The sequence below is a fragment of the Rathayibacter sp. KR2-224 genome (genome assembly GCF_049446075.1).
GTDB lineage: Bacteria > Actinomycetota > Actinomycetes > Actinomycetales > Microbacteriaceae > Humibacter.
In genome coordinates, this window is the sequence record NZ_JBMSEB010000001.1 from 2234220 (window position 1) to 2247827 (window position 13608).

Sequence of the window (13608 nt, forward strand, 5' to 3'; positions counted from 1 at the left end):
TGGGATCGTAACGAGGGCAGACCGACAGGTTGCGGTGCCGCATACCGCGCTGCTCAGCCCGCGGTCAGGATCACCAGCTGCTGCGTCGCCCGAGTCATCGCCACGTAGCGGTCGACGGCGCCCTCGATGCCCGCACCGCCGGCACCCGAGCCGAACCGCTCGGGATCGACGAGCACGACGAGGTCGAACTCGAGTCCCTTCACGTGCTCCGGGCTCAGGGAGCGGATGCGCGCGCTCCCCTCGAACGACGGATCCCCGATCACGCACGCGAGCCCTTCCGCGTGCTCCGCCTCCCATGTGTCCACTGTCGCCCTGAGGCTCGACGTCGGGCCGTACACCACCGGATGCCCGCTGGTGCGGACCGAGACCGGCACATTCGCGTCCGGGATTGCGGCGCGGATGACCGGCTCGGCGGCATCCATGACCTCCTGCGGGGTGCGGTAGTTGACGGTGAGGGACGCCAGTGCCGCTGTGCCCAGGCCCACCCGGGACAGCCGGTCGTGCCATGACTCGGTGAAGCCGTGTCTTGCTTGCGCTCGGTCGCCCACGATCGTGAGGCTTCGCGACGGGCACCGCCTGAGCACCATCTGCCATTCGGCGTCGCTGAGCTCTTGCGCCTCGTCCACGATCACATGCGCGAACGGGCCGGCGAGAGCATCCGGATCTGCTGCAGGCAGCATCGACTCGTCGACGAGGGCGTTCTTCAGATCCTGGCCGCGGAGCATCCGCATGAGCAGCATCTCTGAGTCGTCGGCCGCGATCAGGTCCTCGGTGATGCGCTCCCGCTGCTCGCGCTCCGCGGCGAGCGCGGCGGCACGTTCCGTTGCGCGCCTGGCCGCGCCCGGATCGCCGATGCGCTGGCGAGCCGCGTCGAGCAGCGGAAGGTCGGAGACCGTCCATGCGCGCGCGTCGGTGCGCTGCAGCATCCGAACCGCCTCGTCGTCGAGCCATGGGGCACACAGGCGCAGGTATGCCGGAACCGACAGCAGGTCGCCGACCACGCCAGCGGGGTCGAGCAGCGGCCACGACTTCGCGAACGTTTCGGTCAAGTCGTCCTCACGCATCAGATACCTGCGCACCTGGTGGGGAGGCGCCTCGTCGTGATCGATCTGATCGATCAGGATCTCCAGCAGCGCCTCCCACACCTGCTCGCGCGCCTCGTTGTGGGTCGCGGTCGGTTCGGCCGAGTCGAAGGCATCCGCCCACTCCGTGGCACCGAGCTCGACCTCGCCCCACGGCGTCTCGATCGTGAACTCGGTCTGCGGCGCCCGCTCGTAATACCTCACGGCGGCTTCCACGGCGTCGACGAGCCGAGCGGATGCCTTCAGCCGCCCGACGCGCACGTCGCGCTCGTCGTCCGCGTCGGCCCCTTCGGGCACGAGGTCTCGAAGCGTGCAGATCTGCACGCTCTCTTCACCGAGGCTGGGCAGCACGTCGTGCACGTAGTCCAGATAGGCCTGATGGGGGCCGATGAACAGCACGCCACCACCTCCGGACGAGATGCGCGGCTCCGAGTACAGCAGGTACGCCGCCCTGTGCAGCGCCACGACGGTCTTGCCCGTGCCAGGGCCGCCGTCGACGATCAGCGGACCGTGCGAGTCGGCGCGGATGATCGCATCCTGGTCCGCCTGGATGGTGCTGAGCACGTCGCGCATGCGCGGCGACCTGCTGCTGCCGAGGCTCGCGATGAATGCCGACTGGTCGTCGAGTGCGGCATTGTGCTCGAGCCCCTCCTGAGTGAAGACCTCGTCCCAGTAGTCGCTGATGCGGCCGCGAGCCCACCGATAGCGTCGGCGGCTCGCCAATCCCATGGGGTTGGCGTGGGTCGCAGCGAAGAACGGTGCGGATGCCGGCGCACGCCAGTCGACGAGCAGCCTGCGGCCCGTCCCGTCCGCTGCGTCGTCGGTGAGGCCGAGGCGTCCGATGTAGACGGGCTCCCCGCCGCCGGCCGGCACCATGCGACCGAGACACAGGTCGAGTCCGAATCGTCGCAGGAGCCGCAGCCGGGACGAGAGCCGCCTGATCTCCATGTCGCGATCCATCGCGGCCTGCCCTACGCCGCCTGACTCCTTGCGAGCGGCGCTCAACCTGACCTCGAGCTCCGTCACCTGCCGATCGATGCTGTCCGCCAAGGCCGCGAAGTGCTCCTCGTCCGCCCCGATCAGTGCCGGGTCCGCTTTCGCTGCCAGCCTCGACGGCAGGTCGAAGGCGCTCGGCCCGTCGCCGCGATGCGTCTGGCCGTTTGGCGGCACTGATCCGTCGTCCGTGTTCACTCCCGCTGGTCCGTCGTCCGTGTTCGCTCCCGCTGTTCTGCCGTCCGTGTCCGCTCCCGCTGCTCTGTCAGTCGTGTTCGCTCCCGCTGTCCCGTCGGTCGTGTCCGCTCCCGCTGGTCCGTCGTGCGTGTTCGCTGCCGCTGTCCAACTGTTCGTTCTCGCTCCCGCTTTCCTGCTGTTCGTGCTCGCTCCCACTGTCCTGGCGTCCGTGTTCACTGCCACTGCCGTCATCCATCGCCCCCCGCGCTCATCGCGCCGGAATTCCGGCGCGATCGGCCATTCTGCACCACAGATGGGCTCTTGCAGCAAGGCCCCCTCCGTGCGGGATAATGGAAATGCGGGGGCGGGGATTTCGGAGTTTCCATTGGCCGCGCGTTCGCCAACGGCCTCGCGTCCTCCAGGGGCAGCGCACTCTCCAACGGCGGCTGTTCGGAGCGGCGACGGATTCCCAGCGAGTGGGTTCCCGAGCGACGGCGTCGTCGGGTGCTGGCAGCATGATGCACATGCAGAGCCGCCACGTGAGCACGATCATCCGCCGGTCTCCCGAGGATGTCTACGAGTACGCCGTCGATCCCGACAACCTGCCGCGCTGGGCGGCCGGCCTCACGGATGCCCCGATCACCCGAGATGGCGACGCAGTCGTCACCGACTCACCGATGGGACGCATCCGAATGACGTTCGCTCCGCGGAACGAGTTCGGCGTGCTGGACCACTGGGTAACGCTGCCCTCCGGCGAGAGAACGTACAACCCGTTCCGTGTGATCGCCCACCCGGACGGCGCCGAGGCCATCTTCACGCTGCGACAGCTGAATGCCAGCGATGAGGAGTTCGCACGGGATGCCTCCCTCGTCGCCGCAGACCTGGAGCGGTTGCGCGGCATCCTCGAGGCTGCGGGGTAGGGCGCGTACGTCGGCGGCGGCGCTGACAGGAGTCCGTGAGCGCGAATCTTCACCTACACCTGGTCGGCAGACGGCGCAGGCACGTCGCCCGAGTCAACCTCGCGTGGCGGAGCTTTCGGACAGCCCCATCCATCAGAACGGTGGCGGATATCAGAACGGTGGCGGATCGCTGTCGTACCCGGTTGGTGTTCGCACCCGAATTCCGCCCTCGGCCTTCGGCTCGAGTCGGATCCGTGTAACCGTCTTGAGCCGATGCAGCCTCGGCTTCAATGGCAGGAGGTTCGTCACGTCGGTAGCACCGCCGTGCTGGTACTCGATCACGTGATCGATGTCGGCACCGAGACTGAGATAAGGCGCGGCGTCGTCGTCGAGTCCGTACTTGATCCGCAGCCACCGACGCTGATCGGGTGTCGGTCGGTAGCGGCGGCGGTCGAGTGTGAGGCTTGCAGGCTTTGTCGGATCAGCGAACACCCTTCGGAACGACGATGCGTTTCGGAGCGCGACGGCGGCACTGCGCGGGTCGACCGGACCGTAACCGAGAAGTTCCGCGAACCGCCCATCGGAGTCGATCAGCAGGAACGGCTGCACGGCCACAGCTCCCGCGCCCGCCTCTCGGGAGAAGTCGCCTGAGTCCAGGTGTCCTTTGATGAGGAGCTCCGCAAGGAGGTCGGCACGAAGCTGACCGAGCGTGCGGTGCTCGTCAGGCCGAGACCGCTGCGCACGGGCGGCCGCCTGCAGTCTGGCTTCGATGCGGACGGCATCCATAACGGGCAGGTAGGCGTTCAGCCACGCCATACCGTCTTCGTCCGCCTCGACGCCGACGCGGCGCTTCTGCCTGGCTCGATCGTGCCGTTCCTGCAGCGTGTCGGCGCACATCCGCTCTCGCAGCAGACGGCACCGACGAGCGAACTCTCCCGCACGAAGGCCCTCGGCGATGCCTGCCATTCGGTCGTCGAAGGCTGTCGTCGTATCGGCGTCGGGCAGAACGATGGCACAGTCCACAGCGGCGCGCACATGCTGCTGAGAGATGCGCCCGGAGAGGAACAGGTCCCGCAGTTTCGGCAGGCCGGTGGCGAGCACACCTGCCTGGTGGTCGTAGTCGCGCACCACGTTCTCGCTCAGGCGCAGCCGCTGCGCAAGATCGAACGCGACGGACCGCACGGCGAAATCGAGGTCGTCCACGTGGGGGACCGTTGAGCGAATGGCCGGCTGAACGTACAGCTGCGGGTTCTCCCTGGCGATCTCGAATGCCTCGTGCACCGCGAACACGAGGTGCGCGATCGACTGGTTGGCCAGTGTCTGATGAGCGACCGCGTCGTCGAAGGCGAACTCGATCACGTCTTGCGCCGTCACGGCCCGAGAGTCACCCGGCGCGCACTCCGACAGGTCCCATTCCGCGAGCCACTCAGCGGCCCAATTCGCGTATCGCTCCGCCGATTCGGTGTCACCGCGAGCGCCGCCGGGCAGGTCGGCGGGTCCTTCTGCGAGGCGCTCCGCGTCGGTGGCTATATCGAACATACTTTCGATTCTACTGCTTCCAACCGACACGCGACACTTCGGATGCGCGCCTGTGGACAACTGCGCGATGAGGGCTGGTTGGTCTGCGGCTCGGCCTGCCTGCTTGCACGACCACCCTGGCGTGGAGCGGGGATCGTGGGCAGGGCCGGGCCGGGGCCGGGCCGGGGCGGGGCCGGGCAGGGGCAGGCCAGGCCGGGCTGGGGCTGGGGCCGGGCAGGGCAGGCCAGGCCGGGCTGGGGCTGGGGCTGGGGCTGGGGCTGGGGCAGGGGCCGGGCCACGCCCGGCTAGCCCATCGGCATCCGGCTCAGGCTGCGTAGAATCTAGAGTGTGCTCGAAGTAACGATCGCATCTTCCGCCGCCGCCGAAAAGGCCGAAAGGGCTGGCAAGGTGAGTCGCATCCCGATTGCAGAAGCAACCTCGGGCGAACGGGACCGCCGCGAAAGAGTGAAGCCTCAGAACGATCTGCCACCCGAAGGCATCACGATCGGCGAAGCCGCACTGCGCACCGGCGTGAGCGTCCACACGCTTCGCTACTACGAGCGCGCCGGACTTGTCGTCACGCCCGTCGGCCGCACCAGCACGGGCCGGCGCCGTTACCACCACATCGATCTCAAGTGGATCGTGATCTGCACCAAGCTGCGCGCTACCGGGATGCCGATCAACGGCATCCGCAAGTACGCCGAGCTGGTCGCGGCGGGGCCGGGCAACGAGCAAGAACGGCTCGAACTGCTCGAGACGCATCGCGCCAAGGTGCTCGAGCGGCTCGCAGAGGTGCAGGAGAACCTGAAGACGATCGACCACAAGATCGCGGTCTACCGGGGGAGCATGGCCGCAGGCGACGCCGACCGACTCTGGGCGCCGCGGTAGGGCCTGTTGATCCTGACGCTGTGTCGGCACCGTGTCGAGGTTGAGCAGCGGCGGGGCCGCGTATCGAAACCCGGCATTCGTGCTGGGGATGGCAGCTGGTTGGCGATGGCAGCTGGTTGAGGGTTTCGATACGCGCGCTTTCGGCGAGCTACTCAACCCGCGGGGTGGTGGCCGCACGGGCGGCGGTCGCGGCCGCCCGCGGGGTGGTGGCCGCGCGCGCGGCGGTCGCGGCCGCCCACGTGCCGGTGCTCAGCACGGCGAGCGCCGCGAGCACGAGTCCGAGGGCCAGGAGCATCCACCAGACTCCGTGCGCGGCATCCGTGAACGCGACGGCCCCTCTGCCGAGCGTCGGTCCGACCACCGCTCCGGCGATCGCGACCCCGAGCGCTGTTCCGGCCTGCCTCCCCGAGGAGGCGAGTGATGCGGCAACACCGGCCATCGACCTGGGCATGCCCGACACGGCCGTGTTGCTGATCGGCGGATTCACCAGGCCGAGGAACAGGCCGACGGGCACGAAGAAGCAGAGCACGACGGGCATCCACGTCTGCGGCGCGAGCCACAGTAGAGCGAGGCCCGACACGGCGAGCGCAAATCCGGCGGTGACGAGCGGACGGCGTGCGCCGCGAGCGGCCACCATACGTCCGGAGATCGGCGAGAGCACCAGCACAAGCACTCCGATCGGCACGAGGCAGCACCCGGCGGCCCACGGCGAGAGGTCGCGCACGTTCTGCAGATACAGCGTGATCACGAACAGGAACGCCTGAAACCCGCACATCGCGACAACGGCCATCACGAGAGCCGACACGAACGGCATACTGCGGAACAGTCGAGGCTCAAGCAACGGTTCCCGTCGCCGGCGCTCGACGAGCACGAGCGCGACGGCGCTCAACACGCATGCCACGGCAATGCCGACGATGGCGGGCGAGCCCCAGCCGAGTGAGCCGCCCTCGATCACAGCGAACACGACGCCGCCGAGGAACACGGCAACCAGAAGCTGAGCGGGCGGGTCGAGTCGGCGAGGATGCGCCGCGCGAGACTCCGGCACGAACGTCGCGGTGAGCACGATGGCGAGGATGACCACAGGCACGTTGACCACGAAGATCGAGCGCCAGCCGAACGAGTCGACCAGAAACCCGCCGAGTACCGGCCCGAGCACGAGCGCGAGGCCGCTCATCGAGCCGAACACGCCGATCGCACGCGCACGTTCGGCCGCATCGGGGAAGGTGTTCGCGACGATGGCCATCGCAACGGGGTTCAGCATGGCGCCTCCGACCGCCTGCGCAGCACGTGCCGCGATCAGCCACCCGATCGTCGGCGCGAGGCCGCACGCGAGCGACCCGATGCCGAAGATCGCGAGGCCGACGAGGAACATCCGGCGTCGCCCGAAGCGGTCGGCGAGCGAGCCCGACACCACGAGCAAGACGGCGAGAACCAGCGCGTAGGCATCCACGGTCCATTGCAGGCCGGAAGGCGAGGCATCCAATTCCCGGCGCATGTCGGGCAGGGCGACGTTCACGATGGAGAGGTCCATCACGACCACCACCATGCTCATGCAGCAGATCGCCAGAACGAGCAGGCGCCTCCGCCGGTCGGCGTCGGGCGTCTGCACTGGATTCGGTACGCGGATTCCGCTCGTCGTGGGCATGCCCTCGACCGTAGGATCTAGAGCGCGCTCGAAGTCAAGGCGCCCGAGAGGAACCGCACGATCTCGGGCGTCACCTCGTCTGCTCTATCGCGCAGCACGGTGTGCGAACCGCCTGGCACGATCCATAGCGCCGCCTTCGGGATCGCCTCGGCGAGCGCCCGCGTATGCGGCCGCCTGATCAGATCGCGCTGTCCCGCCAGCACGAGCGTGGGCACGTCGATGTGCGCCAGGTCGCTCAGCGACATTCCCGGTGAATCGAGCATCAGCCGAAGCAGCTCATACCTGCGAGCGCGCTTCGGGATCCGCCGAGCGAACCGCGCGGGCAGGGCGAGGAGGCGAAGGCCCCAGCGCACTCCGAACCTCATGCCTGCTGCGCCGATGTTGCCCGACGCAAGCACGAGCGACGCAACGAGCTCCGGATGCCGCAGCGCGAGCAGCATCGCCACGTTCGCGCCGTCCGAGAACCCGAGCACGTCGAACGGCTCGGGGCGGGCACCCGTTCCTGCTCCGAGGTCGCGGATCACGTCCGCGGCGTCGTCGGCCATGCGGGCCAGCGTGAGCGGACCGACGCCACGCGCCGAGCGGCCCTGGCCTCTGCAGTCCATCGCCACGACTCGGCGTTGCTTCGCCAGGATCGGCACGTTCCGGTCGAAGTAGTGCAGGTCACCGGAGTTGCCGTGGATGAGCAGTATGGGCCGGCCGCTGCCGCGCACCTCGACGTGGAGGTCGCCGACCATGCGCTCGATCCCGGCCGGCAGCGGCGAGCTGCTCATGCAGCGACGCTAGATGAGGATGCTGTGGCGCGGCAATGCCGTGGCTGAGGGTCGCGTAAACGGCCGGCGCGACCGGCGACGGCGCTACTACTCCTCGGTGTGCCCGAGGTGAGCGTCTGTCACGAAGGCGGCGCGGGCACGCGGCAACGCATCCAGCTCCAGCACGACGAGGTCGTTGCTGCCTGGCAGGGTCGCGCCTTCGGGAATGTACAGCGTTCGCTGGGGCCCGGCGCTCCAGTAACGGCCGAGCGGGAAGCCGTTGATCCAGGCAGCGCCCTTGCCCCAGCCTGCCGTGTCGAGGAACAGGTCGGCCGAGGCGTCCAGCTCGAAGGTCGCGTGATGGAAACGGGGAAGCGACGGGTCGGCGCCCTCGGCGGGACGGCCGGCTCGCGCCGGCGGCTCGTCACGGGCACCGGAAACGACGGACGTCGCGAGTGCGTCGACGTTCATAACGAGGGTCTCCCACCGCTCGAGCGGTATTCCATCCAGGGTCGCCGGCCCGATCAGGCCCTTGCACTCGCCGATCCGAGGGCCGTAGTCCACGCGGCCCTCGTCCTCGACCAAGACGAGCAGTTCGCGGCCGGCCGGCACGACGATCGCACGCTCGTGCCGTTCGCGCCCGAGCACACCGACGCGCACGCCGTCGACGAACACGATGGCTCGGTCGCGCACCTCCTCGAACGCGAGCAGTGCCGCGGCACGATTCGGCAGCCCTGCGCGATACGCGAGCAGCCCGCGGTACACGCCGAGATCTTCCATCGTCGGGAGGGTGTCGTGGGCGACCCACGGGTTCGCGGCGGCCGCGGCATCCATCAGGCCCACGCCGGGGATAAGCGACACCTCGAACGCCGGGGCTGGTGCCGACGGCTGCGGCTCGAAGTCGGGAACCGGTGCGTACTTCGCGATCACGGAGCGGAATGCCCAGAATTTCTCGGTGGGCCGCCCGGCCTCGTCGATCGGAGCGTCGTAGTCGTACGAGGTCGTGATCGGCTGGTACACGCCCTTGTCGTTGGCGCCGTTGGTGAAGCCGAAGTTGGTGCCGCCGTGCGCCATGTAGATGTTCACGGATGCCCCTGCAGAAAGCAGCGCATCGAGCTCGGCAGCGGATGCCTGGGCGGGCGTCGTGTGATGGTGCGCGCCCCAGTTGTCGAACCAGCCGCACCAGAACTCGCCGCACATGAGCGGCCCGGCCGGCTGCTCCCGCCGCAGGTGGGCGAGGCGCTCAGCGGTGTGCGATCCGAACGAGGCGGTCTTGTGCAGCTCGGGGAGGCTGCCGTCGGCGATCATGGATCCGCTCGGCTGATCGACCGAGATCAGCGGAACTGTGATGCCGGATGCCAAAGTCACGTCGGTCAGTTCGCGCAGGTAATCCTTGTCCGCCCCGTACGCGCCGTACTCGTTCTCGACCTGCACGAGGATGACTGGTCCTCCGTTGTCTATCTGCAACGGAGCCACGAGGCGGAGCACGTGACGGAGGTAACGCTTCGCGGGCTCGAGGAAGCGGGCATCCGTGCTCCGCATGCGTACGTCGGGGTCGGCCAGAAGCCATCCGGGGAGCCCGCCGCCGTCCCACTCGGCGCAGATGTACGGGCCGGGGCGCACGATCGCGAACATGCCCTCCTCGGCCACGACCTCGAGGAAGCGTCCGAGGTCGAGACGTGGGTCGTCGGTGACGAATCGTGCCGGCTGCGGCTCGTGCGCGTTCCACGGAACGTAGGTCTCGATGGTGTTGAGGCCCATCATGCGCGCCATGCGGATGCGCTCGGCCCAGTGCTGCGGATGCACTCGGAAGTAGTGCAGTGCTCCCGAGATGACGCGGAACGGCTTCTCGTCGAGCAGGAAATCGTCTGACCCGATTTCGAAACGACCCATGCGGGGAACTCCAGGTGTAAGAGCGCGGTTCACGTTCACTGAGCGGGCACGCCACCGCCGGTTGAGTAGCCAGCGGAGCTGGCGTATCGAAACCAAGCCATACAGACGAGGTTTCGATACGCGGCCTCCGGCCGCTACTCAACCGGCGGTGGGTGGCGCGATCAGCCGGCCTTGACCTTGAAGCCCTGCTGGTTGCCGTAGGTGACCAGCTGCTTCTGCCAGTCAAGCAGTGCCGAGTCCAGCGATGTCGCATTGCTGTACGACTGGCCGACCGTGTCCGAGAAGATGCTGTTCGCGTACACCTCGTACGGCAGGTACTGCCATCCGGGAACGACGTTCTTCGCACCGTCGACGAGCACCTGGTTGATCTTCTGCCCGCCGAAGTAGGCAGGAGCCTGGTTCAGGAACGACTCGGAGTTCTGGTCGGCGACCGTCGACGGGAATCCGCCGCCCTTGCCGATGAAGATGCCGACGCTCTTCTTGCTGTCGTTCAGCCAACGCAGGAATCCGGCTGCGAGCGCCTGGTTCTTGCTCTGCTTCAGGACCGCCTCGGAGCTGCCGCCGTTCTCGGCATTCACCGGGGTGCCGTCGTAGGTCGGGATCGGAGCGACGGCCCACTGGCCGGAGCCGTCCGGCACCGACGACTCGAGCACGCCGGGCATCCATGCGCCCGTGATCAGCGTGGCGATGTCGCCGTTGCCGAGCGCCTTGTACCAGTCATCCGTCCAGCCGGGGGTCTGGGAGAGCAGCTTGTTCTCCACGAGCTGGTTCCAGACGGACGTGAACTTCTTGGAGCCCTCGTCTTGCAGGTTGATCGTGGCATTGGTGCCATCGACCTGGAACGGATGCCCGCCCGCCTGCCAGATCATGCTTGTCATGAACCCGGGGTCGCCGCTGTCGGCCGTGATGTACGCGTTCGGGTTGGCCGCGTGCAGCTGCTTGGCCGCCGCGACGTACTCGTCCCACGTCTTGGGAACGGCGATGCCGTACTTGTCGAACTCGGTCTTGTTGTAGAACAACGCCATCGGGCCGGAGTCCTGCGGAAGCGCGACGAGCTTGTCCTGCACGTTCACGTTGTTCCAGGGACCGACCGAGAAGTCCTTCTTCAGCTTGTCGAAGCCGAACTGCTTCAGATCGACGAGCGAGTCACTGAGTGCGAACTGCGGAAGCGCGTAGTACTCGAGCTGGGCGACATCCGGAGCGCCCTTGCCCGCCTTGATGGCGTTCTGCAGCTTCGTGTACTCCGTCGTGTTGGTGCCGGCGTTGACGACCTTCACCTTGACCTTCGGGTACTCCTTCTCGAACGCGGCGACCTGGTCCTTGGCCGCTGGCGTCCACGTCCAGTACGTGATGCTGCCGCCCTGCTTGAGGGCTGCGTCGACGTCGGTCGCGCTGCTGCTGCCCGAGCCGGACGACGAGCATCCGACCAGCGCCGCGGCGATGACCGCGCCTGCGGCTGCCACGGATGCGACTCGGCGGAGCGCCGAGGATCGCGGGAACTGCTTCATTGTGTGCCTTTCACTTCATCGGGAGGGGGGAATGGATCAGGACTTGACGCTTCCGGCGGCCAGACCCGACTGCCAGTAGCGCTGCAGGAAGAGGAAGGCGACCACGATCGGCACGATCGTGAGCAGGCTTCCCGTGATGACGAGGTTGAAGATGGGCTGCGCGCCCACGCCTGTTGCCTGGGCGCTCCACTGGCTCAGGCCGACCGTGAGGGGGTACCACGTGGGGTCGCTGAGCATGATGAGCGGCAGGAAGTAGTTGTTCCAGGTGGCGACGATGGCGAACAGCAGCACGGTCACGATGCCGGGCGCTAGGAGCCGCAGCGAGATGGTGAAGAACGTGCGCACCTCACCCGAGCCGTCCATGCGCGCAGCCTCGAGAACCTCGGTCGGCACGGCGTCGATTGCGAACGTCCAGACCAGGTACAGGCCGAACGGGCTGATGAGCGAAGGCAGGATGACCGCCCACGGTGTATTCGTCAGGCCGATTTGGCTGAAGAGCAGGAACGTGGGCACGGCGAGCGCCGTTCCGGGAACGGCGATGGCGCCGAGCACGACGGCGAACACCGCACGGCGCCCGCGGAAGGCGAACTTCGCCAGCCCGTAGCCGGCAAGAGTGGCCAAGAGCGTCGCGCCGCCGGCACCCACCACCACGTAGAGCAGCGTGTTGCCGAACCAGTGCAGGAAGATGCCGTCTTTGTAGGTGAACGTCTCTGCGATGTTCTGGAACAGCGCGAACTTGTGTCCGAAGCCCAGTCCGAAGGTGGAGAAGAGGTCGCCCTGCGTCTTGGTGGCGTTGACGATGAGCCATACGAGGGGGACGAACGAATAGATGACGAAGAGCGCCATCACGATCGTGAGCACGATGTTCCTGCGTGGCCGGCCCGAGTTGCCTGAGCGACGACGCGAGCGGGTGCTGCGGCGGGAGACCGCGGGGCGACGGATGCCGGCAGTCGCGTTCGCCTGGGCATCCGTGCGGTGGGCTGTGGTTGCGGTGCTCATCGGTTCTCCGCTCTCGTTCCGCGCACCTGAACCACGTAGGCGATCACCGCGGTGATCACGCCCATGACGATGGCGACGGTGGCCGAGTAGTTGAACTGCTGGCCGGCGAACGAGAGGTTGTAGGCGTACATGTTCGGGGTGAAGTAGCTGCTGATGGCGTTCGGGGCGAGCGGCTGCAGCAGGTTGGGCTCGTTGAACAGCTGGAAGCTGCCGATGATCGAGAAGATGACCGCGATCACGATGGAGCCGCGCACGGCGGGCAGCTTGATGCTGAAGATGGTGCGCCACGCACCCGCGCCGTCGAGCTCGGCGGCCTCGTAGAGGTCGGGGGAGATCACCCGGAGCGCCGAGTAGAAGATGAGCATGTTGTAGCCCATGAACTCCCAGGTGACGATGTTGCCGATCGAGCCGAGGATCCACGATTTGGCGAGTGGGGCGAGGTTCCAGCCGAACGCGTCGTTGACGGCGGCGGTCAAGCCGAACTGGTCGCCGTAGATGAATCCCCAGATGAGGGCGGCGACCACGCCGGGAACGGCGTAGGGCAGGAAGATCGCAATACGGAAGAACGAGGCGCCGTGCAGGCGGGCACTGTCGAGCGCGAGCGCGGCGACGAGCGAGAGCACGAGCATGATCGGCACCTGCACCACGAGGAAGAGCAGGACCCGCAGGAACGACTCCCAGAACTTCGCGTCCTGGAACAGCGTGACGTAGTTGCCGAGGCCCACGAAGGTGGTGCCGCCGATCAGCTGCGTGCGGAAGACGCTGAGGTAGAGCGCGTAGACGATGGGCGCGACGATGAACAGCGCGAGGCCGATCATGAACGGCGTCACGAAGCCGACGCCGGCCATCGAGACGCGTCGCTGAAGAACCGATCGCTTGCGACGACCGCGCGGAGACGAGGGTCGTGTTCCAGCCGCGGGCTTCGACCTGGTTCCTGGCGCCGACGCCGCTCTGATTGCGGGTGCCGGCGTCGATCGACTTCCGGGCGGCGGCGCAGCGGATGTCTCGGCTGACGGGGTGATGGACGGCACGATTTCGGTTCCTCAACGAACGGTGTTCACGTAAACATGTTTACGCTAACATACTGGCGCGGCCGAGAACGTCGTGCCCCTGCCCCGCCCACGGGCCGCCGCCACGCACCGCCGCCCCGTCGTTCCGCTGTCGCACAACGCGGGTGCGGGCATCCGAGACCCGCGATGTGTGACAGCGGAAGCAGGTGGGGTGGGTTGGTGTCGAGTGACACTGGCGAACCCG

10 protein-coding genes are annotated in these 13608 nt (G+C 67.6%); 2 read left to right on the plus strand and 8 right to left on the minus strand.

Features of this window, described 5'->3' with window-relative positions; genetic code table 11:
- Nucleotides 1-53: 53 nt before the first annotated feature.
- Nucleotides 54-2252, minus strand: coding sequence for an RNA polymerase recycling motor ATPase HelR (helR, locus tag ACO2Q7_RS10200; protein ID WP_423356003.1), 2199 nt, complete (start codon nucleotides 2250-2252; stop codon nucleotides 54-56).
- A gap of 524 nt (nucleotides 2253-2776) precedes the next feature.
- Between helR and ACO2Q7_RS10205 the strand changes: the two genes are divergently transcribed.
- Nucleotides 2777-3172 (plus strand): SRPBCC family protein, encoded by a 396-nt coding sequence (locus tag ACO2Q7_RS10205; RefSeq protein WP_423355497.1) that lies wholly within the window; start codon nucleotides 2777-2779, stop codon nucleotides 3170-3172.
- A gap of 150 nt (nucleotides 3173-3322) precedes the next feature.
- Here the strand turns inward: ACO2Q7_RS10205 and ACO2Q7_RS10210 are convergent, their stop codons facing one another.
- Entirely contained in the window at nucleotides 3323-4690 is a 1368-nt protein-coding gene (locus ACO2Q7_RS10210) for a DUF222 domain-containing protein (RefSeq protein WP_423355498.1), read from the minus strand.
- Nucleotides 4691-5017: 327 nt separating this feature from the next.
- Here ACO2Q7_RS10210 and ACO2Q7_RS10215 point away from each other — a divergent pair, with 327 nt between their 5' ends.
- Nucleotides 5018-5557, plus strand: a complete 540-nt coding sequence (locus ACO2Q7_RS10215) for a MerR family transcriptional regulator (RefSeq protein WP_423355499.1) — start codon at nucleotides 5018-5020, stop codon at nucleotides 5555-5557.
- A 148-nt stretch (nucleotides 5558-5705) separates the two neighbouring features.
- On the opposite strand, the gene ACO2Q7_RS10220 is transcribed toward ACO2Q7_RS10215, so the two are convergent.
- From ACO2Q7_RS10220 to ACO2Q7_RS10245, 6 genes are all read right to left on the minus strand, one after another.
- Nucleotides 5706-7202 (minus strand): MFS transporter, encoded by a 1497-nt coding sequence (locus tag ACO2Q7_RS10220; protein WP_423355500.1) that lies wholly within the window; start codon nucleotides 7200-7202, stop codon nucleotides 5706-5708.
- A 17-nt stretch (nucleotides 7203-7219) separates the two neighbouring features.
- A complete protein-coding gene (locus tag ACO2Q7_RS10225) occupies nucleotides 7220-7975 on the minus strand; it encodes an alpha/beta fold hydrolase (RefSeq protein ID WP_423355501.1) in 756 nt (251 codons plus the stop codon).
- An 87-nt stretch (nucleotides 7976-8062) separates the two neighbouring features.
- Nucleotides 8063-9847, minus strand: coding sequence for a beta-galactosidase (locus ACO2Q7_RS10230; protein WP_423355502.1), 1785 nt, complete (start codon nucleotides 9845-9847; stop codon nucleotides 8063-8065).
- A gap of 161 nt (nucleotides 9848-10008) precedes the next feature.
- Complete coding sequence (locus tag ACO2Q7_RS10235) at nucleotides 10009-11355, minus strand: ABC transporter substrate-binding protein (protein ID WP_423355503.1); 1347 nt, start codon at nucleotides 11353-11355, stop codon at nucleotides 10009-10011.
- A gap of 36 nt (nucleotides 11356-11391) precedes the next feature.
- Nucleotides 11392-12354, minus strand: a complete 963-nt coding sequence (locus ACO2Q7_RS10240) for a carbohydrate ABC transporter permease (protein ID WP_423355504.1) — start codon at nucleotides 12352-12354, stop codon at nucleotides 11392-11394.
- The gene (locus ACO2Q7_RS10245) at nucleotides 12351-13202 is read right to left on the minus strand and encodes a carbohydrate ABC transporter permease (protein WP_423355505.1); all 852 of its coding nucleotides are present in this window, start codon (nucleotides 13200-13202) and stop codon (nucleotides 12351-12353) included. Before ACO2Q7_RS10245 ends, ACO2Q7_RS10240 begins: the two co-directional genes overlap by 4 nt.
- Between the last annotated feature and the right edge of the window lie 406 nt (nucleotides 13203-13608).

What these genes read in the sequence shown, in the direction of transcription:
- ACO2Q7_RS10205 (WP_423355497.1), top strand. Translation starts at nt 2,777, where the DNA reads ATGCAGAGCCGCCACGTGAGCACGATCATCCGCCGGTCTCCCGAGGAT.
- ACO2Q7_RS10210 (WP_423355498.1), bottom strand. Translation starts at nt 4,690, where the DNA reads ATGTTCGATATAGCCACCGACGCGGAGCGCCTCGCAGAAGGACCCGCC.
- ACO2Q7_RS10220 (WP_423355500.1), bottom strand. Translation starts at nt 7,202, where the DNA reads ATGCCCACGACGAGCGGAATCCGCGTACCGAATCCAGTGCAGACGCCC.
- ACO2Q7_RS10225 (WP_423355501.1), bottom strand. Translation starts at nt 7,975, where the DNA reads ATGAGCAGCTCGCCGCTGCCGGCCGGGATCGAGCGCATGGTCGGCGAC.
- ACO2Q7_RS10230 (WP_423355502.1), bottom strand. Translation starts at nt 9,847, where the DNA reads ATGGGTCGTTTCGAAATCGGGTCAGACGATTTCCTGCTCGACGAGAAG.
- ACO2Q7_RS10235 (WP_423355503.1), bottom strand. Translation starts at nt 11,355, where the DNA reads ATGAAGCAGTTCCCGCGATCCTCGGCGCTCCGCCGAGTCGCATCCGTG.
- ACO2Q7_RS10240 (WP_423355504.1), bottom strand. Translation starts at nt 12,354, where the DNA reads ATGAGCACCGCAACCACAGCCCACCGCACGGATGCCCAGGCGAACGCG.
- ACO2Q7_RS10245 (WP_423355505.1), bottom strand. Translation starts at nt 13,202, where the DNA reads ATGGCCGGCGTCGGCTTCGTGACGCCGTTCATGATCGGCCTCGCGCTG.